Below are 23,213 nucleotides of genomic sequence, written 5' to 3'. Positions count from 1 at the left end.
AGTCACCTACGACAAATCCCGGTCCCCGTGCGATCACCACCGGCCAAGAAACCTTCCGAACCCACCAACCTCGACCCCAGCCAGCCCGTTCAACTCAGCCAGTCCGAACCCGACGCCCCAGCCGTCACCGACGCCCCTCAGCGTCCCCCCAGATTTCCGCGACCTCCCAGTGCCACACACCTCTTGCATTCTCGGTCTGCCGAATAGAAAGAACACATCAGAAATCCGGCTGGAAGTGATCGCAGCGGGCGCCCGCGCGCACGTAGGTGACCGTGACGATGAGCCTCCACAAGGCTGACGGCGGGGTCGGGGTACGACTACCTGACCCGCCAGGTCGCAGCGATGGACGCCACCGACAAGGGCCACACCGGCCTGGCGAGCCTACTACACCGAGAAGGGCGAGACCCCTGGCGTGTGGGTCGGCTCGGGCATGGAGGGGCTCGAAGGGCTCGACGCCGGCGACATCGTCACCGCCGACCACATGCAGAGCCTGTTCGGCTCCGGTCACCACCCGCTGGCCACCCAGCGGACCAAGGACCTGGACCTGCGCATCGGTCGGGAAGGCGTCGACCGGCCGACCGACGCCGACTACAAGACGGCCCGTCGACTCGGCACCCCGTATAAGGTCTACGAGAACGACATCAGCCCGTTCCGAGTCGAGACTCGCCAAGCGCATCGCGGCGCTCAACGAGGCCGCCGGACTGCCCGGTGACTGGCCGGTTCCCGCGGCCGACCGGGCCCGGGTCCGCACCGAGGTCGGCACCGAGTTCTTCCGTGCCGAGCACGGTCGCGAGCCCACTGACGCCCGCGAGTCTGGCCGCCGCGATCGCCAAGCACTCCCGGCCGAGGACCAACGCGGTGGCCGGCTACGACCTGACGTTCTCGCCGGTCAAGAGCGTCTCGGTGCTGTGGGCGATCTCGGATGCGAAGACCGCCGCGGTGATCGAGCGCTGCCACCAGGCGGCCATCAAGGACGCGCTGGACTTCATCGAGGCCAAGGCCCTGTTCACCCGCCGCGGCACCAACGGCGTGCGTCAGGTCGACGTCCGCGGCCTGGTGGCCACCGCGTTCACGCACCGCGACTCTCGCGCCGGCGACCCCGACCTGCACACCCACGTCGCGGTGGCGAACAAGGTCCAGACGCTTGACGGCAAGTGGCTGGCCATCGACGGCCGCCCGCTCCACAAGGCGGTCGTCTCGGCCTCGGAGACCTACAACACCGCCCTCGAGCGGCACCTGTTCGACGCCCTCGGCGTGCGCTTTGACGAGCGTCCGAACGACATTGATGGTGGCGACGCCCGCAAGCGCCCCGTGCGCGAGATCGTCGGCGTCGACCCCGAGCCTGAACCGCCGCTTCTCCAAGCGCCGCGCCAGCGTGGAGGACCGCCGCAAGGTCCTCGCCGCCGCCTTCCAGGCCACCCACGGCCGCCCGCCCACGCCGGTTGAGACCATCCAGTCTGTCCCAGCAGTCGACGCTGGAGACCCGCGAGGCCAAGCACGAGCCGCGCTCGCTGGCTGAGCAGCGCGAGACCTGGAACCGCGAGGCCGTCGAGGTGCTCGGCACCCCTCAGCGGGTCAAGCAGATGGTCCACGGCGCACTAAACCCGACGTCGAATCTGCAGGGCACAGCACGGTCGCTGGCCGACTCAGCCTGGTTCGCCAAGACCACCGACCGGATCGTGACGACGATGGAGGGCGCTCGCAGCACCTGGCAGTACTGGCACGTCTACGCCGAGGCGCAGCGGCAGGTCCGTGGCGCCAACGTGCCCACCAACCAGATCTCCCAGGTCGTCGACCTGCTCGTCAGCGAGGTCCTCGACGGCCGCTCGGTGACCATGGCCCGCGCCGCCAGAGACGCGGACACCATCAGCGAACCGGCCGAGTCTGCGTCGCGCGGACGGCGCGTCGGTCTACACTCAGAGCGGCGCCGAGTCTGTTCACCTCGGGCAAGGTGCTGGCCGCCGAGGAGCGCCTGGTGGCGGCCGCGGGCCGCCACGACGGCTACGCCGTCACGGTCGACTCGGTCGACATGGCGCTGCTCGAGTCGACCGCCAACGGCATCACCCTCAACGCCGGACAGGCCACCCTGGTGCGGGAGATGGCCACCTCCGGTGCCCGGCTCCAGGCGGCGATCGCCCCCGCCGGCTCCGGCAAGACCACCGCGATGCGAGCCCTGGCCAGCGCGTGGGCCGACGGTGGCGGCACCATCATCGGCCTGGCGCCGTCGGCCGCGGCGGCCGACGCCCTGCGCTCTCAGATCGACACGCAGACCGACACCCTGGCCAAGCCTGACCCACTCGCTCGACCAAGCACGCGCGGCCCGCGAGACCGGCGACAGCAACTATCCGGGGATGCCCGCGTGGGTCGCCGGCATCGACTCCTCCACCCTCGTGGTCATCGACGAGGCCGGCATGGCCGACACCCTCTCGCTGGACGCCGCGGTCTCCTACATCCTTGAGCGCGGCGGCAGCGTCCGTCTGATCGGCGACGATCAGCAGCTCGTCCGCGATCGGTGCCGGCGGCGTGCTGCGCGACGTCCGCGCCACCCACGGAGGCTCTGCAGGCTGACCGAGTCTGGTCCGGTTCAAGGACCCGGCCGAGGGCGCCGCGTCCCTCGCGCTGCGCGAGGGCAAGTCCGAGTCGCTCGGCTTCTACCTCGACCGCGACCGTGTCCACGTCGGCGACCTGGCCACCATGACCGAGGACGTCTTCGCGGCCTGGCAGGCCGACCGCGCCGCGGGTCTGGACTCGATCATGCTCGCCCCCACCCGCGACCTGGTCAGCGAGCCTGAACCAGCAGGCCCGCGCCCACCGGCTCGCCCAGCAACACGGAATCGGCCCGGCCGGCCCCGCTCATCCGGCCAGCATCGGCCCGGTGCGCCGGCTCGCCGACGGCAACGAGGCCTCGATCGGCGAACTGATCATCACTCGCGAGAACGACCGACGCCTGCGCACCTCGGCCACCGACTGGGTGAAGAACGGCGACCGCTGGAACGTCCTGGAGATCCACGACGGCGGCGACCTGACCGTCCAACACACCGGCAGAGAGGGGCACCGCCGCACCGTGCGCCTGCCCGCCGACTACGTCGCTCGATCCACCGAGACCGGCTACGCGTGCACCGTGCACACCGCCCAGGGCGTCACCGCCGACACGATGCACGGTCTGGCGACAGGCAGCGAGTCGCGCCAGCAGACTCTACACGATGATGACCCGCGGCGCGCACGCCAACCACGTCTACCTCGAGGTCGTCGGCGACGGCGACCCGCACTCGGTGATCCACCCGACCCTGGTCCGGCCGCTCACCCCCACCGACATCCTCGAGTCGATGCTGGTCCGCGACGACACCCAGCGGTCCGCGACCACCCTCATCCGCGAGCAGGCCGACCCGGCCACCCGACTCGGCGAGGCCTCCCAGCGCTACCTCGACAGCCTCTACGTCGCCGCCGAAGATCTCCTGCGCCACGACACCATCACCGGCCCAGAAGCATCAGGCGGCACCCCGGTCAACCCCGAAATCAATGTGGTCGACGCCCTGGACAGCGCGGTAGAGACGCTCGTCCCCGGGCTCGCTGAGGAGGCCGCATGGCCGACCCTGCGAGCCCACCTGCTGCTGCTCGGCGCAGCAGGCGAGAACCCCGTCGACGCGCTCCGGGCGGCCGCCGGCGACCGCGAGCTGGAGAGCGCGCACGACCGCGCCGCGGTCCTCGACTGGCGCCTCGACGCCTCCGGCCTTCGCAACGCCGGCGCCGGCCCGCTGCCCTGGATGCCCGCAGTCCCGGCCCGCCTGGCCGACGACCCGCACTGGGGCGCCTACCTCGCGCAGCGCGCGCACCTGGTGAGCGACCTCGCCGAGCAGGTCCGCACGCGGGCTACCGACCAGGCCGCCCTGCCGGCGTGGGCACACAACGGCCTCCGGCCCGAGGCCGCCACGGTGGCCGACGTCGAGGTCTGGCGAGCCGCCATGCAGGTCCCCGGCGACGACCGGCGACCGACCGGAGCACCGCAGCCTGCAGAAGGCCTCCGCGACCTGGCAGCGGCGCCTCAACAAGTCCGTCACCGGAGACCACACGCCCGCGCTCAAGGAATGGCGCCAGCTTGCTCTACTCACTCGCCCCACAGGTTCGAGACGACGAGTTCACTCCGCTGCTGGCCGAGCGGCTGGCCGCGATGTCTCGCGCCGGCGTCACCGCCCACCAGATGCTGCGCACCGCCACCGCGCCCGACCACCCCGCCGGGCCGCTGCCCGACGAGCACGCCGCCGCAGCCGTGTGGTGGCGCATGGCCCGTCGACCACTCCGGCCGTGGCCGCCCAGATCGGCGACGGCTCCCACGGTGAGGGCGTCACTACCGAGTGGACCCCACGGCTCGCGGACCTGTTCGGCCCCGAGCGCGCCGCGAGCATCCAGGCCAGCACCTGGTGGCCCGCGCTGGTCGCGAAGGTGGACCACGGCGTGGAGCGCGGCTGGCAGGTCGAGGCCCTGCTGGGTGCAGGCCGGGCGATGCCGAGCGACGGCTGGGAGGGCGTCGACGAGTGCCAGGCCCTGGTCTGGCGGACCTCGATCGCGCTGGAAAGCGCTCCCGACGAGCACGCGCACGAGTACCACTTCGACGAGCCGCCCGCGGACCTGTGGGACGGCGTCGAGCCGGACCCGGCCACGGTCGTCGACCACCCGATGGACACCGCCACGGCCCCCGACTGGGCCGACTGGCCGCTCGCCGAGGACCCCGGTCCGTACGACGAGCACCTGGTCGACGCGTTCGAGGAGGACCTGGTCGACGTCGACGCTGGCGACCCGGTCGACGTCGACGAGGACCAGTTCGTCGAGCCCGACCTGACGCTGGCCGCCTACATCCGCGACCTCGGCGGCACCCGACTGGAGCCCACCGAGGCAGACCTGCGGCTGATGTACCAGCGCGCTGAGGAGTGGCACTCCTCCCCCGTCTCGCGTGAGCGCATGCTCGAGATCAACGACATGACGCAGGCGTTCTTCGAGGCCCGGTTCCAGTCGTCGTCAGGCTCGTGGGGCCGCGACTACCTCACCGGACGGTTCGGCGTCGACCTCGCCGGCGACGAGCGCTTCCGGCCCGGGCAGGCGCCGGCCGGGTGGACCAATCTGGTCGGCCACCTGCGTAGCCGCGATGTCAGCGACGCCGAGATGGTGGCCACCGGGGTTGCGAGCGAGGCCAGCACCGGCCGCCTGATCGACCGGTTCCGGGACCGTGTGATGTTCCCGGTGATCCACCACAACAATGGGCAGCGCGAGGTGCTCGGCTTCGTTGGCCGACGGCGGCCCGGCCTCACCGACGCCGACAAGGGCGGCCCGAAGTACCTCAACACCGCCGACACCCCGCTGTTCCACAAGGGCGCCCAGCTTGTTCGGCGTCGTCGACGATCTGCTCGACGGGGGCGCGGTCCCGGTGATCGTCGAGGGCCCGATGGACGCTGTCGCGGTCACGCTGGCCAGCCATGGGCTCTACCTCGGTGTGGCACCGCTCGGTACGTCGCTGACCGACGAGCAGGCCGCCCAGGCTGGCAGCGGTGGGACGCGACCCGATCGTGGCCACCGACGCCGACCTCGCCGGCCAGGTCGCGGCCGAGCGGGACTTCTGGATGCTCACCCCGCACGGCCTGGACCCTGGCTACGCCCGGTTCCCCGACGGCCTGGACCCGGCCGACCTGCTCGCACAGCGCGGGCCGGCAGCGCTCACGGCCGCGGTGGCCAGCGGCCAGCCGGCCTTCCGCTCGCTGGGCGACCAACTGCTCACCGAGCGGCTGAACAACCTCGCCCCCGAGCAGGCACGAGTCGAGGCCATGAGGATCCTCTCGGCCCGCCCCAGCCGCGCCTGGGAGCCGGGAGTCAACCAGGTCAGGGCGCGCCTGCAGGCTCTCGCAGATGCAGGCCCGCCGAGACCTGCGCGACGCGGTCAAGAGGCTGGGATGCCGACCCCCGCAAGGCGGCGCTGGCCGAGCTCCACGAGAGCAGCGAGGTGCGCGCCCGACTCTCGGCCGCGTCCGAGAAGACGCCCGCCGAGCGGTGGGCTCCGCTGGCCCGCGAACTCGACCCGCGCCTGCTTGAGCAGGGCGACTGGCCGGCCACCGCAGCGATCCTGCAGCAGGTCCACGAACAGGGTCACGACGTAGGCGCCGTCACCTGCGGCCTGGTTACTGAAGGGCCGCTGGGCGACAGCCCCGCGCGGGACCTGCGCTACCGGATCGTGTCTCGGCTTGAGCTCCCGATCGTCGGTGGCGAGACCAGCCCGGCGCCAACCCAGTCGCCGGGAGCGGCACGCGACCGGCAGGACGTGAACGGTCCGCGGCCGCCGCGCCGCGGCACTCTGGGCCGCTGAAAGCGAGCCGATCGCTGGCCTTGGGCGGCCCCATCCCCGGCCGATCAAGGTGCCACGCCCGACACGAATCAGGCCCGGCGCGCGACGCTTGCGCAGGTCCGGCAGTTACTCGCGGCCGCCGGCAACGAGGCACCCCCGGGGCGACCTGGTCATCGAGTACGTCGGCCCTGGTCGGTGCCACAGGCCGACCCAGGCTTCCCCCCTCGTCGCCTGGCGGCGCACTGACCGCGTAGTCCCGGGGGTGGGCCCCGCTGGCGTTAGCGGTCTTCGAGGATGTCTGGCAAGAGCAGTAGGCACGCGCGCAGGCTTCCTCCGCGGCGCGCGATACGGCTGCGCGTGACGCGGACCGAGTCGTGGCCTTCGTCGCCGGCGTGTGGGAGCGCACCGGCGCGGGACCGAACTGACCTCGACCGAGACTGGGTGACGAGCTGGGCTGGTCGCCAGCCCCGCAGGCCAGCATCATCCGCCTGCTGGCGAAGGAGGAAGTGCTGACCTACAGCACGGAACCACGCGCGCTGGCCGGGGCACAGAGAAGCGTCGAGAACTGGTTGAAGTTCCCCGTGCCGTTGTGAAATACGATCGGCGGGGACGAGGCCTCCGATCCCGGTGTGGGGTCAGTGGTGACAAGTGGAGCCAGTCGGCGTAGGTCGCTGCTCGGCCTTCGTCTGAGAGGTAGGTCTCGGGGGTCTGCTGCACGAACGGGTGACAGGTCAGGATGTCACCTATCCGTACAGCAGACCCGCGTGTTGCCTACGCCGAGATCTGCACCGACGAGAAGGTCGCCACCGCGATAGGGGTCCTGCAACGTGCAGTGGCTTGGTACGCCGAACACGGCGTCACCGTCGAACGCAAATTGTCCGACAACGGATCGGCTTACCGGTCATACGCCTGGCGTGAGGCGTGTGCCGAACTTGCCATCGTCCACAAGCGGACTCGGCCATACCGCCCGCAGACCAACGGAAAGATCGAGCGCTTCCACCGCACCCTGGGCGACGGCTGGGCCTACGCCCGGCTCTACGAATCAACCGAGCACCGCAACGCCGCCCTGCCCGAATGGCTTCACTTCTACAATCATCACCGCGTCCACTTCGCGATCGGAGCCAAGCCACCTGTCACCCGACTGACCAACGTGCCTGGACACCACAACTAGTCGGCCTGCTGGTCGACCGGGCGCCGGCGCATCGCTGAGAGCCGAGCCTGGGGATCCGAGTAGGCCGCGCGAACCAGTGGCGCTCGAGCCGTGCCCGAACTCGGCTGAGGCCACCGGCAGGCATGCGTTTGGCGGCGTTTTCCTTCGTAGAAACCCCCCCATTAGGCTCGGCGGCCGCCTCCAGTAGCGCGTTGCGGCGGTTCCCTGCGGCGCGTCGAGGACCCGGCCACGGTCGCGCCAGCATCTTCGGTGCCGTCACAGTCGCCGGGCTCAGCGCCGCGGCAGCAAGCGACCGTCCCCGCGCCACTCCGGACGCGACGACGCTGTCCGCGCCATTTCGTTCACCAGCCCCTGGTCCTCGGGGTCGTCCGCGGCACTGCCACCAGAGCAGCCGGCAGGTTGCCGTCCCTTCTCCGGTGTGCCGGAGAGCCCGAGGCACCTGAGTCCCACCTCGGTAATCTTCCGGGCGGTGTCCACCCGGGACCTGGTGGGCAACGCGAGGTGGCTCACGGTGAGCCTCACCAGGGCATCGGCGGCATCGGACACCTCATCCTCCCGCAGACCGGCCACGTGGGAGGTGAGCCACCGGGCCAGCGAACCGGAGGCGAGGTCCAACAGTCTGCGCAGACGTGGTGAGGAGCGGCAGGATCCCCGTCCTGGGCGGTAGGGGATCACGGTTGGGGATCAGGACCGCTCTGAGCAGGGGACTGTTCTCGGCTTCCTCAAGCACGAAGCCCACCGCGGCCGCGAGGCCGCCGGCAGCGTCGGAGCCGTGATGTGCGAGCACGTCCTCAATACCCTCGATCAAGCGCGCCGCCTCCCGCAGGGCGACGGCTTCTCCCAAACCGGGCTTGTCGCCAAACTCCTTATACAGTAGGGCGCGCGATACGCCGACCGCCTCGGCGATCTCGCTCATGCGGACCCGATCCCAGCCCCGCTCAGCGATCAGGTCATGGGCGGTCTCCAGCACCGCCGCACGGACGTGCTCGCGGTAGCGCTCTCGCATGGACGACACGGTGGACAGAGTATCGCCAATTGTCCGACCGCGGACACGCGTCAGGTGGACCGGGGAGACATTCTCAACGCAATGCCTTAGTTTTGAACAAAACCTACCCGTTGTCTCCAGAAGGAAGCCTCATGGTCAACTCAAGCGACACCGAATTGGTCACCTACCCGCACCGACGCGGCGGGCACTGTGGCTCCGGAGCCATGCGGGACCTCATGGAGTGGGCGGGCCTCGGCTGGGACGGCCCCCCCAGACGAGGGCCTCGTCTTTGCCCTGAGCGGAGCCTTGGATCTCTCCTACGTCAGGGACGCGGATCTCATGCCACCGGTGTACCTCGTGGGGCGGGGAGGCGACTTAGAGACGGATCTCCCGACGCGGCTTGGCGCCGAGGTCTCCGTACATGCGACGGATGACCCACAGGAGGGTTGGACGTGGGTGCGCGACGCCATACGAGAAGGCCGCCCAGCCCTGGTGTGGGCCGACATCGCGGAGCTCCCCTACCTCCGCGTACGCCTGCAGATGAGCCGCCACGACATCGTCGTGATCGGATATGACGATGAGCCTGCAACTCGCTCACGTCATCGACAACGACCGGGATGAGGTGCAGGCTGGTGCCGTATTCGGCACTGGCCCGAGCCCGCTCATCCCAGGGATTCCCGGTTCCGACGCGCCACACCTACTTCGACATCACCTGGCCGGACCAGACTGCCTGATCTGGTCGAGATCGCGCAAACGGCGTTCGCCCAGGCGGCGGCCGCGATGACCACGTGTACCGGCCCCTCAATCGTCACTGAAAGGGACTCGGCGGTCGGGGCCACGGGGCTAAGCTGCAGTCGACCTCTTTGCCGCAGACCTCGCAGGATGGCCGGATATCTTCCCCGACGACGTCCTGGGTCTGGTACTCCAAGGGCTCAGCGCCTTCGTCGAGAAAGCCGGCACCGGCGGCGGGCTCTTCCGCCGACTGCTGTCCAGCGGCGCCAGCGACATCGCGCGCCTGACCGGGGACGCGCGGACGAGCGAGGTCGCCGCCGCTGCGCACCTGTGCGCGGAAACATGGTCCCTGGTCGCGTCGCTGGCCCGGCAAGACGGCCCAGCACGAGGGCGGGTGGAGCAGGCTGCTCTCGCGGCCGCCGCACTCCCCCTCGCTCGAGCGGACCCTCGTCGCCGCCCTCGAAGTCGCGGGTGCGCCCCAGGACCTCCGGGCCGGCGCCTGATGAGGGATGAGATCGACCTGCGAGAGGCCCTTGCCCCGAGCCGGTTCGTCGACAGCGACCATCCCGACGTCCGCGACTTCACCGGGTCCGTCGTGCGGGGTGTCCAGGATCGGCGAGAGCGGATCGGGCTGCTGTTCGCGGCGGTCCGCGACCAGGCTCAGGTACGACCCCTACAGCGTTACCGCCGAACCCGTTGACTACCAGGCCAGCGCGATCCTCGGGGGTGGCCCCACCTGGTGCGTGCCCAAGGCGGTGCTGCTCACCGCGACCCTGCGCGCTGCGGGGATCCCGGCAGTGCTCGGATTCTCCGACGTGCGCAACCACCTCAACAGCACGGCGCTCTTGGGCCTGATGGGCACAGACCTGTTCGTGTTCCACGGGTGGAGCGCGGTGTACGTCGACGGCCAGTGGCGCAAGGGGTCGCCGGCCTTCAACTCCGAGTCTGTGCCGTCGCTTCGGCGTAGAACCGTTGGAGTTCGACGGCTCACAGGATGCGTTGCTCCACGCAGCCGACGGCGCCGGGCGACGTCACATGGAGTACGTCCACGAGCGAGGCACGTTCTTGGACCTGCCGTTCGACGAGTCTCATGACGACACTGCTCGACACCTACGGTCCCGCCATGGTCCGCGGCTCCGACTCCCCGCGCCCCAAAGACCCCCGCTTCCGCGCGTGAACGCCCAACTCACTCGGCGCCGTGTCGGCTCCACGCAGGCTCACACACCATCGAGGCGAGGGTGTCCTCGAGCCGTCGACGACCCACCTCGATGGCACGGGCCGGCTCCAGGTCCCGCAGGTCATCCAGCGGGATCGGCGATCCGACGAAAATGCTCACACGTCGTCGCAACCCCCAGCGCAACCGCCCGCTGTAGGCGGGCAGGATCTTCTGTGCCCCCCACTGGGCCACCGGCACGAGCGGTACCGATGCCTCCAGAGCGATCCGCACCGCCCCCGACTTCATCGTCATCGGCAGACCATCGTCCCGCTTGGTAATGGAACCCTCGGGGTACACCAGGAGAAGCCGCCCGTCGCGCGCCGCGCTCACAGCGTTGTCGTACCCCGCGCGTCCCGCGACGCGGTCGACCTCGACGTGGCCGGCAGCACGGAACCACCTGCCCACGACCGGCCCGCTGAAGAGACTGTCCTTTGCCAGGAACCGCGGCACCCGCCCCTCGGCTAGCACCATCTCCGCGACCAGCAACGGGTCGAGGTGCGAGACGTGGTTGGCGGCCAGCACCGCTCCGCCCAGCCGGGGGATACCCGCGACTCCGCGCCAGTCCGGGCGACGCAGCACCACCAGGATTGGCTTGCAGACCGCCACCGCCAGCCACCAGGCGGGGCCACGTCGGTCGCTACCGATCGGGCGACGCTGGAATGTTGAAGTCGTTCGCATCTCAGCCAGAGTAGACATCGATGGCAGTTTCGTCACCCCGTTGACAAACATGCAAAGATGTTTCGACGTACTGTGGTCCTGGAGCCCGAGGAGCCCCCGATGAGTGATGCACTGGTTGGCGACTACGACACCGAGCCCCCTACCCCGAGCCGCGAGATGCGTCTCGACGGGGGCACGGGGTCGACGCTGGATGCATGGGTCCGGTCCATGTCGCGGTCGGCGCCGACGCAGGTGGGCCGCCTGCCCTCGCATTCCCCCACCTGCGCGGGATGCGGTAAAGAGAACCCCGCCGGCCTTGCCCTGGAGGTCGACGCCACCGCGCACGGCGTGAGCGCCGTGCACCGCTTCGACCATCGCCAGGAGGGGGCGCCGGGGATCACCCACGGCGGTCTGGTCGCCGCTGCGTTCGACGACCTGTTCGGGTTCCTGCTCTACCGCGTCGGCGAGACTCGCCGTGACGAGGTCGCTGACCGTGGAGTACCTCCGTCCGGTGCTGCTGGGGGTGGATCACGAGTTCACCGCGTATGTCCGGACCCGGGCAGGACGGCGGCTCCACGTGAATGCTGCAGCCGTTGACAAAGACGGCCGGCAGGTCGCGACATCGCACGCGACCTTCGTCATCGTTGACGTCGAGCACTTCGAACAGGGCAGTTCCGCGAAACGCTCGTGACTCACTCGCCGATGAAGGGATCCATCTCGACCGCCGGGTCGAGGTGGATGCCGTGGGCGGCCAGGGCGTCCACGAGCACCAGGGTGACGTGCCGCGAGAGACGCCGCACCATCACGTCCAGGGTCTCGTCGCCCTGGTCGAGCCACCAGATGACCGTAGCGTCGACCATCCCCATCACGCCAACGAGGATGCCCTCAGGGAACGACTCGTCTCCCGATCTGGTGTACCCCCGCGCCGCTACGGCGATCTCGTCCAGCAGACGCGAACGACCCATCCGAGAGCGGTGCATGGTCCGACTCTGCCCCCGAGCCGCCAGGAAGCGGTAGAGATGGGGGTGAGCCTTGGCCCAGGTCGCGCTGGCGCGCACTAACCCCTCGACGACCTGTACCGGCGTTCCTCGCCGAGCGAGATGAGGGCGGACCCGCTGGATGAGGTCCTGTGCAGCAAGGCGGACCACCTCGTTATCGAGGTCCTCGCGGCTGGCGAAGTAGCGGTAGACGTGCGGCCTCGGGATCCCAGCCCGCTCGGCGAACAGTGCGGTGCTGGCGTCCGCGCCCATCTCGTCGACGACCTGCAAAGCCGCGTTGGCCACGTCTCGCCGCCGGCGGTCGCGGACCTCGTCATCGCGAGAGGACCGGCGCCGCACCGTCGAATCCACCCATCGCCCTACCTCGACCACAATCGCAGCCTATGCCTGGGGCGCCCATGGCCGGCGCTGACCATGCCGAGCGGCGCCCATTGGGACACCTTGTACCCAGACCTTCGCCGTGGTTGGATGGGTACATCCTGTACCCGATTCGCTGGAGGCGCCCCGTGACCACTCTCCGCTCACCCTGGATGGACGACGACCTCGACGCCGTCCGTGACCTCGCACGCACGTTCTGCGAGAAGGAGATCAAGCCACACATCGAGACCTTCATCGCCGACAAGCACGTCGACAGGCAACTGTGGAACCGCGCTGGTGACGTTGGCCTGCTCTGCCTGTCGATCCCCGAGGAGTACGGCGGCGGTGGCGGTACTTTCGCCCACGAGGCAATCTTGATCGAGGAGCAGGCACGGGTCGGAGACAGTTCCTGGGGAGCGTCCCTGCACAACGGCATCGTCGCCCACTACCTGCTCGCCTACGGGACCGAGGAGCAGAAACAGCAGTGGCTGCCCAAGATGGCGTCCGGCGAGGTGGTCGGCGCGATCGCGATGACAGAGCCCGGGACCGGCTCGGACTTGCAGAACGTCAAAACCAAGGCGGTGCGCGAGGGCGACGAGTACGTTGTCAGCGGCTCAAAGACGTTCATCACCAATGGCTCGCAGGCCGACCTGGTGCTCACCGTGGCTAAGACCGATCCGGACGACCACGCCGCCGGCATCTCACTGATGCTGGTCCCCGCTAACTCGGAGGGCTTCTCCCGCGGTCGGGTGCTCGACAAGATCGGGATGAAGGGGCAGGACACCTCGGAGCTCTTCTTCGACAACGTCCGGGTCCCTGTCACCAACCTGCTGGGCCTCACCGAGGGCCGGGGCTTCGTGCAGGCTCATGCAGCAGGCTCCCCCAGGAACGGCTGCTCGTTGCGGTCTCCAACGTCGCTGCCATGGAGTTCTGCCTGGCCGAGACGCTGGCCTACGTGCGCGACCGAACTGCCTTCGGACGGCCGATCTGGGGGTTCCAGAACACTAAGTTCAAAATGGCAGAAGTCGCCACAGAAGGCTCGCGTGGCACGGTCCTTCGTGGACGAGTGCATCCAGGCTCCACGTCGGCGAGGGTCTGGACATCCCAACAGCCGCCATGGCGAAGGCTGTGGTGCTCCGAACGAGCGCAGCGCGTAGCCGACACCTGCCTGCAGCTGCACGGCGGCTACGGGTACATGAACGAGTACCCCATCGCCCGCATCTGGGCCGACCTGCGCGTCTCGCAGATCTACGCCGGCACATCCGAGATCATGAAGGAGATCATCAGCCGGTCCCTGTGAGGACCGACCCCGCTCCGGCGGCACCGCCGGAGCGGGAACCGGCTGGCCGGGCGTTGTGCGCCGAGCCCCGACGGGATCCTCCGTGTTGGGCGAGAGCACAAGACGTCCACTCCATCGACGTGACAGCATCGACATTCATCGTCTGAAAGGAGTGACATGAGCCAGCGCGTCGACTTCGGCGACCGCATGTTCCTCCCCGCCGAGAGCCCGAGAACCAAGGCTGCACCACATCGAACGGCTCGACTGCGTCGGTTTCGGCATGTTCATCAAGATGCACCACGCCCCTGATCGACAGTCACATCGCGATGACGCTGCACAGTTGGTCAGGCTCGCGGCCGTCAGTTGCGCCTCGCTGCTCCTGGCTTCGATGGTGACCCACGTGGGTCTCGCATCCGTCGGCGCTCTGCTGCCCGATTCCTTCAGGCTTCAACCTTCGTCGTCAGCGACGTCCCCAGCACGACGGAGGACTCGTTCTTCCGCGACAGCCGCCTAAGGGGATGAGCCCGGCACCTCCGCTGTTCGACGCCGCCACCCCTCAACCTCACCCCTGCTCTCGTACGCGCCCGAAGCAGGTGACTGCCTGCACGCAGATCCGTCAGATCGGCGGACCTGCCGGTCCGCTACGCCGCTCTCGTCGAACCCCTTACCGAAGGATTCACATCCCATGACATCGACCCACTACGACGTGCTGATTATCGGCTCCGGTTTCGGCGGCTCGGTAACCGCCATGCGCTTGGCAGAGAAGGGGTACCACGTCGGGGTGCTCGAAGCCGGTAAACGCTACGACACCGACGACCTGCCCACCTCGTCGTGGGACACCCGTCGGTTCGTCTGGGCGCCACGGCTCGGCTGCTTCGGCATCCAGCGCATCCACCTGCTGCGTGACGTCGTCATCTTGGGGGGCGCCGGTGTGGGCGGCGGGTCGCTGAATTACGCGAACACCCTCTACCAACCTCCTGCCCCATTCTTCAACGATCCACAGTGGGCGCACATCACCGACTGGTATGCCGAGTTGGACCCGCACTACCAGACGGCACGGCGGATGCTGGGTGTCACGCAGAACCCTCATGTGACGCCTTCGGACGAGGTGCTGCGTGAGGTCGCGCGCGACATGGGTGTGGAGCACACCTTCACGCTGACCCCGGTCGGCGTCTTCTTCGGAGAGCCCGGCATGGAGGTGCCCGACCCGTTCTTCGGCGGTGCAGGGCCGCGCCGCACCGGCTGCACTGAGTGCGGGTCGTGTATGACCGGGTGCCGGGTCGGGGCGAAGAACACCCTGGACAAGAACTACCTGTACTTCGCGGAAGAGCTCGGGGCCGAGGTGCGGCCCCTGACCACTGTGGTCGACGTACGCCCGCGCCAGGGAAGCGGGTACGTCATCGACGCCGTCCGCACCGGCAGGTCCGTGCGCCGTCGCCACAATCGGCAGTCTTTCACGGCCGATCACGTGGTCTTCGCAGCGGGCACCTACAACACCCAGAAGGCTGCTCCATCGGCTGAAGGCCACGGGCTCCCCTGCCGAACGTCTCCGACCGACTGGGCATGCTGACCCGCACTAACTCCGAGTCGATCCTGGGGGCGAAGTCCCGGGATCGGTCTAGCGACTTCACGCGTGGCGTGGCCATTACATCCTCGATCCACCCCGACGAGTTCACTCACATCGAGCCGGTGCGCTACGGCAAGGGCAGCAATGCCATGTCTATTCTCCAGACCGCCCTTACCGATGGGGACGGCCGCGGCCCGCGGTGGTGGCGCTGGCTCCGGACGATCGCGACCCAGCCCTCGCACCTAACATGGTTCAGCCCGCGACGGTGGTCGGAGCGGACGGTGATCCTGCTGGTCATGCAGACGCTGGACAACTCCATCACGGTGCGGTCGAAGAAGACCCTCCTCGGTCGCCCCACGATCACCTCAGGACCTGGCCACGGGGCGCCTAACCCCACCTGGATCCCCGTCGGCAACGAGGCCACCCGTCGCGTCGCCGAGAAGATCAACGGCGTGGCCGGAGGATCCGTGGGGGAGATCGCCAACATCCCGATGACCGCTCACTTCATCGGCGGATGCGCCATCGGGGACTCTCCGCAGGCGGGGGTCATCGACCCCTACCACCGCCTCTACGGGCACGACGGCATTTTCGTCGTCGACGGCTCCAGCATCTCGGCGAACTTGGGGGTCAACCCGTCGTTGACGATCACCGCGCAGGCCGAGCGGGCCGCCTCTTTGTGGCCCAACAAGGGCGATCGGGACGAGCGTCCCCCGTTGGGCGCCGGCTACCAGCAGATCTCTGCCATCGAGCCAGCGAGGCCGGCGTTTGCGTTTCCGAACGTGACACACGTCACCGAGTGCGGCCAGCACCAGGCCTGAGCCCCGGACGGGAGACGACCGCGAGGGCGCGTGGCGCTCGCGGTCGTCTCGGATGGATCCATGGCGGGGTCACGCCGATGGCATTAGGCTGCGACCGATCCGCTCCAGGTAGGCTTGGCGCGCCGCGGTGTCCACGCGGTCGAGAAAGACGGTATCGGTCCCGAGCATCGCCCCGAGGCTGGGTCGCCATCCGCTCGGGAACGAACTTCATCGCCGCCACCATGGTGCCGGCGATACGCGTGACTCGCACGAAGGGCCGCGGGCGCTCGATGAGATCCGCCGTGGCGCGCGCGATCTCCTGTGGTTCAGCGTTGCGCATACCTTTGGCTCCGCTCGTTCCAGAGACCAGGCTCGGTGTTGGTGAAGGTCGGACGCACAGTGGACAGGGTGACACCCGACTTGCGGTATTCCTGCCGGGCGGCCTCGGTGAACCCGATGACCGCGAACTTGGTGCCGCAGTACGTCGCCAATCCCGGGACCGGGAGGCTCCCCGGCCAGTGAAGCCGTGTTGATGATGTGTCCCTGTTGCCGGGGCAGCATGCGCTGCAGGGCGATCTTGGTGCCGAAGATGACGCCTAGGACGTTTATCTCCACCTGGCGGCGGGTGACCTCGTCGGTCTCCTCGTGCACGTGCCCGGTCGGCATGACGCCCGCATTGTTGATGAGGACGTCGATCGGCCCCAGTGCCTCCTCTGTCGCGTCGAGGAACGACGCGATGGAGCCAGGGTCGGTGACGTCCGGGCGCACCGCGACGTCGAGGCCGAGGCTCCTCGGCGGAGACCTTGAGCCTGGAGCTCGTCGATGTCCCCGATGGCGACCCGATGCCCGCGCCGGATGAGTTCCTCGGCGGTGTGATAGCCGATCCCCCGGGCGCCTCCGGTGATGGCGACCACCTGTCGCTTGTTCGTTGTCGTCATGGTTCCTTTTCCTTTCAGAGGCCGAGTCGCTGCCGCAGGCTGCGACCAGCGGCTAGGCGCAGCACTCGGCCGGCGATCGCCGTACGCCGGGCGGAGTACGGGTACCAGGTGAGACTCCTTGGTGGTCAGCGGGATCCGCGGCTCGGTGACCGCTTGGACGCGGCAGTACTTCCGCAGTCCCTGCGCGCCCCCGAGGCGAGCACCCAGGCCCGAGGACTTCCAGCCGCTGTGGGGTAGACCCACGGCGAAGAGGTTGCTGAAGACATCGTTGATGTTGACCGCACCAACCTCGAGTCTGGTCGGCGATGCGCCGCCCTCGAGCGACGTCTCGTGTCCATACGGTGGCCGAGAGCCCGTACTCGGAATCGTTAGCGAGGGCCACAGCCTCGGCCTCATCAGCCACCCGCATGACCGGCAGTGTGGGTCCGAACGTCTCCTCGGTCATGCAGGCCATGCTGTGGTCGACGTCCACCAGCAGCGTGGGGGCGAAGAAGTTGCCTTCGTCGCCCCGCGCCCCGCCGACAAGCACGCGCGCACCGGACGCTTCGGCCTGCCGTACATGCCGCTCAACCGTGTCCAACTGCGCCCGGGTCACCATGGCGCCGACATCATCGCGGGCTCGTGAGCCCTGCTTCAAGGCTCCGAGGGCCGTCACCACCTTCTCCACGAACCGGTCGTAGACCGCGTCCACCACGTAGACTCGCTCGACCGAGATGCAGACCTGCCCGGAGTTGAAGATCCCGCCCCAGACGATCCCATGCGCGGCCCGATCGAGGTCGGCATCCTCGAGCACGATGGCAGCGTCCTTACCGCCCAACTCCAGGCTGACCGGCTTGAGCAACTCAGCACAGCGCGTCGCCACCCGACGACCCGTCGCCGTCGAGCCCGTGAATTGGACGAAGTCAACAGCCTCGACCACCGCCCCTCCGGTGTCACCGGCCCCGGCGACGTGCGCCAGGACCGGCGGGGCACCGATCTCGTGCCAACCCTCGATGACGCGCGCACAGGTCAACGGGGTCATCTCCGACGACTTCGTCAGCACCGCACACCCCGCTGCGAGCGCCGGCGCTGCATCCATCAGAAAAAGAGTGATCGGGAAGTTCCACGGGATGATCAGTCCGACCAACGGGTAGGGCCGATAGGCTGCGGGTCAGCCGCTTCGGAAGGCTGAGCAGCCCTCCTGCCCCCACTCGTTCGGGGGCGAGGAACTCTTTCGCATGGTCGGCGTAGAAAGAGATGAACTCGCACGAAGCAGTCGTTTCCACCAAGGCGTCCGGGCGGACCTTACCGGTCTCTGCGACGAGCAGGTCAGTGAGACTCATCGGTGTGGTCGAGGATCCAGCCCCGCCACTTGCGCAGCCACGTGGCTCGCGCAGCAGGACCCATGTCGCGCCACGCGACCTGCGCTGCGCGCAACTCCTCAGCGGCGGCGCGCACGCGGTCGCCATCGACGATCGGGACCGATCGGAGTGCTTCACCGTCGGCGGGGCGACGGATGTCGAGGGTGGGTGCGGACTGGGCGGTCATCATACTTCCTCCAATTTCGTGACGGACGATGTCCAGACGGGGCCTGCCAGGGCACGCGGTCAAACGACGACAGCGGTGGAGCGACGAGATCCTGCGTCATAAGGTGCCGGGACCTGAGCCGTCGCGGCGTCGCTGCCGAAGGACCCCGGAGGTCGGGTGATCCCGTGCTCGCAACACCAACCACCCGGCTCACACTGGCTGCCGCACGGGATGCCGCTGGAGGGCTCGATTTGCAACGGGATCGGCGGCAGGCGCGGCGAGCTCGTGGCCGGACTCGGCCGCAAAGCTCGTCGGCGTCCTTCTTCTCCGACATCCCGATCGGGCCGACCCGCTGGACGTTGAGGAACTGACGAACCACCGGTCCTCGCTCGAGAACAGCATCTCGCGCGGGCCGAACTTCGCCAGGTGCTTGTGGTAGAGCAGACCAATGGCGTCCGGCACCGTCCGCGCGGTGTTGATGTCCTGGGTCACGATCATGAAAGTCGCATCAATCTGCGCGTTGAGGTCGACGATCAGGCTGATTGAGGAACGCCGTACGCACCGGGCAGACTTTGTCCTCGGTGCCCAGCAGACCGACCAGGTCCAACTTCTCCATGACGACGTCACGGATCTCGGTCTCGGACTTCTTGGTGTGCTCGCGCGACAGGAACGCGACGTTGTCGTACAGGTTCATCGACCCGAACATCGCACCGTCCTGGAACAGCACACCGAACAGGCTTTGCGGACCTCGTAGAGCTCCTTCTCCGAGCACGAGGCAATGTCCCCTCGATCACGATCGAGCCCTCCTCGGGCTTGATCAGACCGATCAACGCCTTCAGGAACACCGACTTGCCGGTGCCCGAGGCGCCTAGCATCACGCAGATCTCGCCGGCCGGGATCGTCAACGACGCATCGCCCAGAGGAGGCTCTTTCCGAAGACTTCTGGTGAGGTTGTCGACCTTGATCTCGACACCCATGACAGTGTTCCCCGCTCGATCAGTAGTGCTTTGGCGTGGTCTGGGGTGGGGCTGGGACACCTCATCGGGTCTCGAGACCCGCGATCAGCCAGTCCGAGCCCACCCGCCGCATGGTGACCTCGACCCGGCTGCCGCTGATGGCGGGATCTGGCGTGTTCCGGCTCGTGGTGGACTGGGTGAGGAAGACGAGCACCACGACCTCGTCGTCGCCCTCGATCGAGACGACTCCGGCAGCGTTGACGTTCGCCTCGGTGATGATCCGACGATCCGTCGCCGCGGAGCGCACGACGTCGTCGATCAGGTCGCCGTACTCGTCGGTGAAGTCGCCGGCCGTCTGGTCCAACGCGGTGTCGAGGTCCTCCTCGAGCGTGGCATAGCGGTAACTCAACAGCAGCGGGACACGCTCGCGGACCGCCGCAACGGCCTCAACGCCGGCGGAATCCCGATCGTCGAGTCGATCGACCCGCCAGGCTGCAGCCCCGGCCGCGCCGGCAAGCACCACAGTGAGCACCCCCACCAGCATCACCAGTCGACGACGCCGCGGGCGCCCGGCGACCGTTGGGACAGACAGCGACGCGAACAGCGACCTGACAAGCACCCCGGCATCCTTCTTCGTCACCGGCCTGATCATGCGACGAACCTCAACGCCGAGACCAACCACGAGCCCTCGACCTCCTGCGAGACTTTACCTCGAGGCGGTAGGCTGCGCGGCTCCGGCCGCCGGGCGCTGCGGTTGTCGACGGTGCCACGGGCCGCCACGATCACCGTGGCGGTCTCGTCCTCTAGGCTCACCACTCCCGTGGAGACGACTTCACCGGTGGCCTCGACCTCGTTCTCCACGACCTCCTGCCGCAGCCGATCGGCCTGGTCGCGCAGGTCGTCCCGAAAGGTCGCGGTGGCCCCCTGGATCAACTTCTTGAGGTCCTCGTCCGTCGTCTTGGCGCTGATGGTGATCAGGCCCACCACCTCGTTCTCCGCCGCCTCGACGACGTCGGCGCGAGCCTGCTCCCGTCGCTCCGCCTCGCGCCAGGCCAGGCCCCGCTCCACGGCGGCCCCGAGTGCAGGCTGCCAGGAGGACGCCCAGTAAGACCCACACCAGGACAGCACGCCCCGCACGGGAGGTCACGTCCGAGGAGGGTCGGACATCCGAGTCGGACACTTCATCGGTCATCGCACACTCACCGGTCCCCGCACGAGCTCCTGCCATCCCTGTCCGAGCGACGGCGCCTGCGACGTGTCACCTGCCAAGCCTCGGCGCAGGTCCGAGCCGCGTGATCCACCGTCTCCCTGCGGCCAGACGCCGTTCCCGAACTTCAGCCCGCACGAGGAGGGCAGGGGGCCGCGTCCAACACCCTGGGGGCAGGGCAGCAACCTGGCGCCTCGCACGGACTTGGGGTCCTCGTCGGGCACCGTGCAGTGGGCCAGGCGGTCGACGTCGCGGAACTGGCCCACCGACGGATCACGACGCTCGGCAGCCGGCAGGTAGCCCTGTGAGCAGGCCGGTGGGTTGTTCACGTTGGCACGCAGGTCGAGGTTCACGTCACCGAACTCGGCGCGCGGGTTGATGGCACTCTGCAGCCGCGCGACGGTCACCGGGTAGTAGACCAGACCTTCTTGGATCTGCGGCAGGTAGGTATTAAGCACCTCCGCGTTGGTAGTGAGGTTGGTGACCAGTAGCGGAAGCGTCGGCTGAAGGTCGGTCACCAGGCTCGGTGGCGGCACGCAGCCCCTCCGGACCCTCGGACAGCAGGGCGCGGAGGTCACGATCCTGTCCGGCGAGACTCACCGGTGAAGGACGCAAGGGACTGCGCGTAGCCAAGAGTCGTGTTTCGCAACTCCTGCTGGGTGCCCAGGACCGGCTGGGCGGTCCTGATCAAGGACGTCGTGACGGCCAATCTCTCCTGCGCGGTGCTGAGGAGACTCGTCGGCATCCTCGATGGTGCTGGCCAGGTCGGGGCCGCTCCCGCCGAGGCCTTCGTCCACCTGGTCGAGGACGCGGCGGGTACGCTCACGCGGGACGGACTCCAACAGGTCGTTCACCGACTCCAGAACCGGGGTGATCTGAGGCATCTCGACGGTCCGGTCCACCGGGATCACATCACCGTCGGCCAAACTGGTGGACTGTTCCGGGTCGGCCGCGCCTTCTGGTGCGGGGACGAGATCGACGTACTGCTCCCCGATCGCCGAGGTGCTGTGGAGTTCGGCGACCACTGTGGCCGGGATGTCGTGCTCGTCGTCGATTCGAAGCACGGCGGTCGCGCCGCCGTCCCCGACCTCGAGCTCGGCCACTTCGCCGACCTTGACGCCTTGGTAGGTCACCATCGCCTTGGGATAGAGACCGCTGGCGTCGGAGTACTCGGCACGGACGTCGTACACGCCCACACCCACCATGGTCGGCACGCGGGCATACACGACCACGGCGAAGAACAGCGCGACGACGGTGAGCACCGCGAAGACGCGGAGCCTGACGTTTGATCAGGGCTGTGAGGACCATCAGCAGTCTCCTAGAAGTCCGAGCAAGCGAGCTTCCACCGTCGTCAGCGTCTTCGTCGTCGTTGGCGCCGTCGGCGGCGTCGTCCTCGGGTGCCCCAGCGCCGCTCTTCCCGCCGCTGCCTGACCCGTTGCCGGCGCCAGGATCCTCGAGGGGGTCCTGCAGGGGGTTCCCGGACTGCAGCGAGGGCAACTGGCCGCTGCCGAGCAGCAGGTCGGCCAGGCTCCGGGTACTGACGTCGATGGTGGCGAAGAGGTTGGAATAGTCGCCGCGCAGCGTCTTCTCCGTGGTCATCGCGGGGAAGGGGATCGTGATGGCGATCTTCAGCGCCTCGGGAAGTCGGGTGGCCGCCTTCCCAAGGTTGCTGAGGATGGGTCCCAGGGAGGCGAGGTTGGCCAAGATCGCCTCCTGGCTCGCCTGGATGACCCCGACGGCCCGCGTGCTGGCCCGTCCTGAGGTCGTCACGGCGTCGACGAGCCGTGCTCTCTCCTCTTCCAGCGCCTCCAGACCGGGGCCCACCTGATCGATGGCCCGGGCGATGACGTCGCGGTCGTCTGCCAGACCCCTGCTGAGACGCTCCAGGGATTCCAGGGCCCTGATGATCTCACCCTTGGTGTTGTCGAGGACATCCAGCAGGCTCGTTGGAACGGTCGACGAGGTCGCGTGCGTCCAGTTGTCGCTCGTCCAAGGCAGTGGTGAGACTCACCCGTGATCGTGCTGATCTGCGAGAGGCCACCGTTGTTGAGCAGCAGAGCCACGCCGGCGAGCACCTGCTCGGTGCCTGGCGCCTGGCCCGTGCGGGCCAGTGGGACTTCGTCCCCGTCTGCGAGCAGGCTCGCGGGTGACGCCGTGGCGTTCACGCGTGGGGAGTTGACTTCGACATACTGTGCGCCCAGCAGGGTCTTCTGACCGATGGTGAAGCGGGCGTCCTCGCTGATCGGCACCGAGTCGAGCAGCCGGATGTCGGCGACTGCGTGCCAGTCCTGGACTCTGATGTCCGTCACGGTTCCAACGACGACGTCGTCGAGGAGCACCTGGGAGTTCGGGACGAGGTTCTCCACGGCCTCGAAGTGCACGGTGACCCCGTAGCCGTCCGAGCCGGTGGCCACCTGACCGGGCAGCGTGTTCTCGTTCGGCTGGAGCGAGCAGCCCGCCGTCAGCGAGGCCAGCAGGGCGCCCACCGCTGTCACCCGCAGGGCCAAGGATCGTCGGGC

27 protein-coding genes and 5 pseudogenes are annotated in these 23,213 nt (G+C 68.5%); 18 read left to right on the top strand and 14 right to left on the bottom strand.

The annotated features are described in order from the left end of the window. Positions 1-412: 412 nt before the first annotated feature. From G5V59_RS24760 to G5V59_RS24720, 9 genes and pseudogenes are all read left to right on the top strand, one after another. Complete coding sequence (locus G5V59_RS24760) at positions 413-712, top strand: hypothetical protein (protein ID WP_278258256.1); 300 nt, start codon at positions 413-415, stop codon at positions 710-712. Next, on the top strand, positions 709-1,446 hold the full coding sequence (mobF, locus tag G5V59_RS24755; RefSeq protein ID WP_278258255.1) for a MobF family relaxase: 738 nt from the start codon (positions 709-711) through the stop codon (positions 1,444-1,446). The genes G5V59_RS24760 and mobF overlap by 4 nt, the downstream gene beginning before the upstream one ends. 505 nt (positions 1,447-1,951) lie before the next feature. Further along, positions 1,952-2,458, top strand: a complete 507-nt coding sequence (locus G5V59_RS24750; RefSeq protein ID WP_278258254.1) for an AAA family ATPase — start codon at positions 1,952-1,954, stop codon at positions 2,456-2,458. After that, complete coding sequence (locus G5V59_RS24745) at positions 2,352-2,792, top strand: AAA family ATPase (protein WP_278258253.1); 441 nt, start codon at positions 2,352-2,354, stop codon at positions 2,790-2,792. Before G5V59_RS24750 ends, G5V59_RS24745 begins: the two co-directional genes overlap by 107 nt. After that, complete coding sequence (locus G5V59_RS24740; protein ID WP_278258252.1) at positions 2,755-3,207, top strand: hypothetical protein; 453 nt, start codon at positions 2,755-2,757, stop codon at positions 3,205-3,207. The genes G5V59_RS24745 and G5V59_RS24740 overlap by 38 nt, the downstream gene beginning before the upstream one ends. Next, on the top strand, positions 3,204-4,337 hold the full coding sequence (locus G5V59_RS24735; protein ID WP_278258251.1) for a hypothetical protein: 1,134 nt from the start codon (positions 3,204-3,206) through the stop codon (positions 4,335-4,337). Before G5V59_RS24740 ends, G5V59_RS24735 begins: the two co-directional genes overlap by 4 nt. After that, complete coding sequence (locus G5V59_RS24730; protein ID WP_278258250.1) at positions 4,303-5,778, top strand: hypothetical protein; 1,476 nt, start codon at positions 4,303-4,305, stop codon at positions 5,776-5,778. Before G5V59_RS24735 ends, G5V59_RS24730 begins: the two co-directional genes overlap by 35 nt. A 211-nt stretch (positions 5,779-5,989) precedes the next feature. Further along, complete coding sequence (locus G5V59_RS24725) at positions 5,990-6,349, top strand: hypothetical protein (protein ID WP_278258249.1); 360 nt, start codon at positions 5,990-5,992, stop codon at positions 6,347-6,349. Between the two features lie 742 nt (positions 6,350-7,091). Further along, positions 7,092-7,499, top strand: a pseudogene (locus G5V59_RS24720) (integrase core domain-containing protein); the annotation flags it as partial. 547 nt (positions 7,500-8,046) lie between these two features. Here the strand turns inward: G5V59_RS24720 and G5V59_RS37640 are convergent. Continuing rightward, on the bottom strand, positions 8,047-8,469 hold the full coding sequence (locus G5V59_RS37640; protein ID WP_341351028.1) for a helix-turn-helix domain-containing protein: 423 nt from the start codon (positions 8,467-8,469) through the stop codon (positions 8,047-8,049). A 225-nt stretch (positions 8,470-8,694) separates the two neighbouring features. Between G5V59_RS37640 and G5V59_RS24710 the strand changes: the two genes are divergently transcribed. From G5V59_RS24710 to G5V59_RS24690, 4 genes and pseudogenes are all read left to right on the top strand, one after another. After that, positions 8,695-9,105: a BtrH N-terminal domain-containing protein gene (locus G5V59_RS24710; protein ID WP_278258248.1), complete on the top strand. Its 411-nt coding sequence runs from the start codon at positions 8,695-8,697 to the stop codon at positions 9,103-9,105. 271 nt (positions 9,106-9,376) lie between these two features. Continuing rightward, a pseudogene (locus G5V59_RS24700) lies at positions 9,377-9,586 on the top strand (DUF4872 domain-containing protein); the annotation flags it as partial. Positions 9,587-9,718: 132 nt separating this feature from the next. After that, positions 9,719-9,916, top strand: coding sequence for a hypothetical protein (locus G5V59_RS24695; protein WP_278258246.1), 198 nt, complete (start codon positions 9,719-9,721; stop codon positions 9,914-9,916). Positions 9,917-9,955: 39 nt separating this feature from the next. After that, on the top strand, positions 9,956-10,183 hold the full coding sequence (locus G5V59_RS24690) for a hypothetical protein (protein WP_278258245.1): 228 nt from the start codon (positions 9,956-9,958) through the stop codon (positions 10,181-10,183). 219 nt (positions 10,184-10,402) lie between these two features. On the opposite strand, the gene G5V59_RS24685 is transcribed toward G5V59_RS24690, so the two are convergent. Continuing rightward, positions 10,403-11,038 (bottom strand): lysophospholipid acyltransferase family protein, encoded by a 636-nt coding sequence (locus G5V59_RS24685; protein WP_278258244.1) that lies wholly within the window; start codon positions 11,036-11,038, stop codon positions 10,403-10,405. A gap of 526 nt (positions 11,039-11,564) precedes the next feature. On the opposite strand from G5V59_RS24685, the gene G5V59_RS24680 reads away from it, so the two are divergent. Further along, complete coding sequence (locus tag G5V59_RS24680; protein ID WP_341351027.1) at positions 11,565-11,780, top strand: hypothetical protein; 216 nt, start codon at positions 11,565-11,567, stop codon at positions 11,778-11,780. Between the two features lies 1 nt (position 11,781). Here G5V59_RS24680 and G5V59_RS24675 read toward each other — a convergent pair whose 3' ends face one another. Continuing rightward, positions 11,782-12,459: a TetR/AcrR family transcriptional regulator gene (locus tag G5V59_RS24675; RefSeq protein ID WP_278258242.1), complete on the bottom strand. Its 678-nt coding sequence runs from the start codon at positions 12,457-12,459 to the stop codon at positions 11,782-11,784. A gap of 11 nt (positions 12,460-12,470) precedes the next feature. Here G5V59_RS24675 and G5V59_RS24670 point away from each other — a divergent pair. The 4 genes and pseudogenes from G5V59_RS24670 to G5V59_RS24655 form a co-directional block, all read left to right on the top strand. Further along, a pseudogene (locus G5V59_RS24670) lies at positions 12,471-13,193 on the top strand (acyl-CoA dehydrogenase family protein); the annotation flags it as partial. 173 nt (positions 13,194-13,366) lie between these two features. Continuing rightward, on the top strand, positions 13,367-13,744 hold the full coding sequence (locus tag G5V59_RS24665; RefSeq protein WP_278258241.1) for an acyl-CoA dehydrogenase family protein: 378 nt from the start codon (positions 13,367-13,369) through the stop codon (positions 13,742-13,744). Between the two features lie 664 nt (positions 13,745-14,408). Then, complete coding sequence (locus G5V59_RS24660) at positions 14,409-15,293, top strand: GMC family oxidoreductase N-terminal domain-containing protein (protein WP_278258240.1); 885 nt, start codon at positions 14,409-14,411, stop codon at positions 15,291-15,293. Beyond that, entirely contained in the window at positions 15,287-16,108 is an 822-nt protein-coding gene (locus G5V59_RS24655; RefSeq protein ID WP_278258239.1) for a GMC oxidoreductase, read from the top strand. The genes G5V59_RS24660 and G5V59_RS24655 overlap by 7 nt, the downstream gene beginning before the upstream one ends. A gap of 584 nt (positions 16,109-16,692) precedes the next feature. Here G5V59_RS24655 and G5V59_RS24650 read toward each other — a convergent pair. The 11 genes and pseudogenes from G5V59_RS24650 to G5V59_RS24600 form a co-directional block, all read right to left on the bottom strand. Next, positions 16,693-17,421 (bottom strand): aldehyde dehydrogenase family protein, encoded by a 729-nt coding sequence (locus tag G5V59_RS24650; protein WP_278260038.1) that lies wholly within the window; start codon positions 17,419-17,421, stop codon positions 16,693-16,695. Then, positions 17,384-18,151: pseudogene (locus G5V59_RS24645) on the bottom strand (aldehyde dehydrogenase family protein); the annotation flags it as partial. The gene G5V59_RS24650 and the pseudogene G5V59_RS24645, both read right to left, overlap by 38 nt. A gap of 182 nt (positions 18,152-18,333) precedes the next feature. Beyond that, the gene (locus tag G5V59_RS24640; RefSeq protein ID WP_278260037.1) at positions 18,334-18,552 is read right to left on the bottom strand and encodes an aldehyde dehydrogenase family protein; all 219 of its coding nucleotides are present in this window, start codon (positions 18,550-18,552) and stop codon (positions 18,334-18,336) included. A gap of 189 nt (positions 18,553-18,741) precedes the next feature. Further along, positions 18,742-19,029 carry a hypothetical protein gene (locus G5V59_RS24635; RefSeq protein ID WP_278258238.1) on the bottom strand — a complete coding sequence of 96 codons (288 nt, stop codon included), beginning with the start codon at positions 19,027-19,029 and terminating at the stop codon, positions 18,742-18,744. A gap of 10 nt (positions 19,030-19,039) precedes the next feature. After that, a complete protein-coding gene (locus tag G5V59_RS24630; RefSeq protein ID WP_278260343.1) occupies positions 19,040-19,303 on the bottom strand; it encodes a hypothetical protein in 264 nt (87 codons plus the stop codon). A 34-nt stretch (positions 19,304-19,337) separates the two neighbouring features. Next, a pseudogene (locus G5V59_RS24625) lies at positions 19,338-19,406 on the bottom strand (hypothetical protein); the annotation flags it as partial. Positions 19,407-19,569: 163 nt separating this feature from the next. Beyond that, a complete protein-coding gene (locus G5V59_RS24620; RefSeq protein ID WP_278258237.1) occupies positions 19,570-20,139 on the bottom strand; it encodes a hypothetical protein in 570 nt (189 codons plus the stop codon). Further along, the gene (locus G5V59_RS24615) at positions 20,136-20,624 is read right to left on the bottom strand and encodes a hypothetical protein (protein ID WP_278258236.1); all 489 of its coding nucleotides are present in this window, start codon (positions 20,622-20,624) and stop codon (positions 20,136-20,138) included. Before G5V59_RS24615 ends, G5V59_RS24620 begins: the two co-directional genes overlap by 4 nt. Before the next feature lie 51 nt (positions 20,625-20,675). Beyond that, entirely contained in the window at positions 20,676-21,212 is a 537-nt protein-coding gene (locus tag G5V59_RS24610; protein WP_278258235.1) for a hypothetical protein, read from the bottom strand. Positions 21,213-21,290: 78 nt separating this feature from the next. Then, positions 21,291-21,956, bottom strand: a complete 666-nt coding sequence (locus tag G5V59_RS24605) for an MlaD family protein (protein WP_278258234.1) — start codon at positions 21,954-21,956, stop codon at positions 21,291-21,293. Positions 21,957-22,460: 504 nt separating this feature from the next. Beyond that, positions 22,461-23,189, bottom strand: a complete 729-nt coding sequence (locus G5V59_RS24600) for an MlaD family protein (protein ID WP_278258233.1) — start codon at positions 23,187-23,189, stop codon at positions 22,461-22,463. Positions 23,190-23,213: the final 24 nt, after the last annotated feature.

The organism is Nocardioides convexus (assembly GCF_011090295.1).
The sequence above is the reverse complement of the archived record's forward strand: the minus strand, read 5'-3'. Positions and strand labels throughout refer to the sequence as shown.

Bases quoted from the DNA above. Each gene is read 5' to 3' on its own strand.
- G5V59_RS24745 (WP_278258253.1), top strand. From the start codon at position 2,352: ATGCCCGCGTGGGTCGCCGGCATCGACTCCTCCACCCTCGTGGTCATC.
- G5V59_RS24740 (WP_278258252.1), top strand. From the start codon at position 2,755: ATGCTCGCCCCCACCCGCGACCTGGTCAGCGAGCCTGAACCAGCAGGC.
- G5V59_RS24735 (WP_278258251.1), top strand. From the start codon at position 3,204: ATGATGACCCGCGGCGCGCACGCCAACCACGTCTACCTCGAGGTCGTC.
- G5V59_RS24695 (WP_278258246.1), top strand. From the start codon at position 9,719: ATGAGGGATGAGATCGACCTGCGAGAGGCCCTTGCCCCGAGCCGGTTC.
- G5V59_RS24665 (WP_278258241.1), top strand. From the start codon at position 13,367: ATGGAGTTCTGCCTGGCCGAGACGCTGGCCTACGTGCGCGACCGAACT.
- G5V59_RS24660 (WP_278258240.1), top strand. From the start codon at position 14,409: ATGACATCGACCCACTACGACGTGCTGATTATCGGCTCCGGTTTCGGC.
- G5V59_RS24655 (WP_278258239.1), top strand. From the start codon at position 15,287: ATGCTGACCCGCACTAACTCCGAGTCGATCCTGGGGGCGAAGTCCCGG.
- G5V59_RS24650 (WP_278260038.1), bottom strand. From the start codon at position 17,421: ATGAGGCCGAGGCTGTGGCCCTCGCTAACGATTCCGAGTACGGGCTCT.
- G5V59_RS24640 (WP_278260037.1), bottom strand. From the start codon at position 18,552: ATGACCGCCCAGTCCGCACCCACCCTCGACATCCGTCGCCCCGCCGAC.
- G5V59_RS24635 (WP_278258238.1), bottom strand. From the start codon at position 19,029: ATGATCGTGACCCAGGACATCAACACCGCGCGGACGGTGCCGGACGCC.
- G5V59_RS24620 (WP_278258237.1), bottom strand. From the start codon at position 20,139: ATGATCAGGCCGGTGACGAAGAAGGATGCCGGGGTGCTTGTCAGGTCG.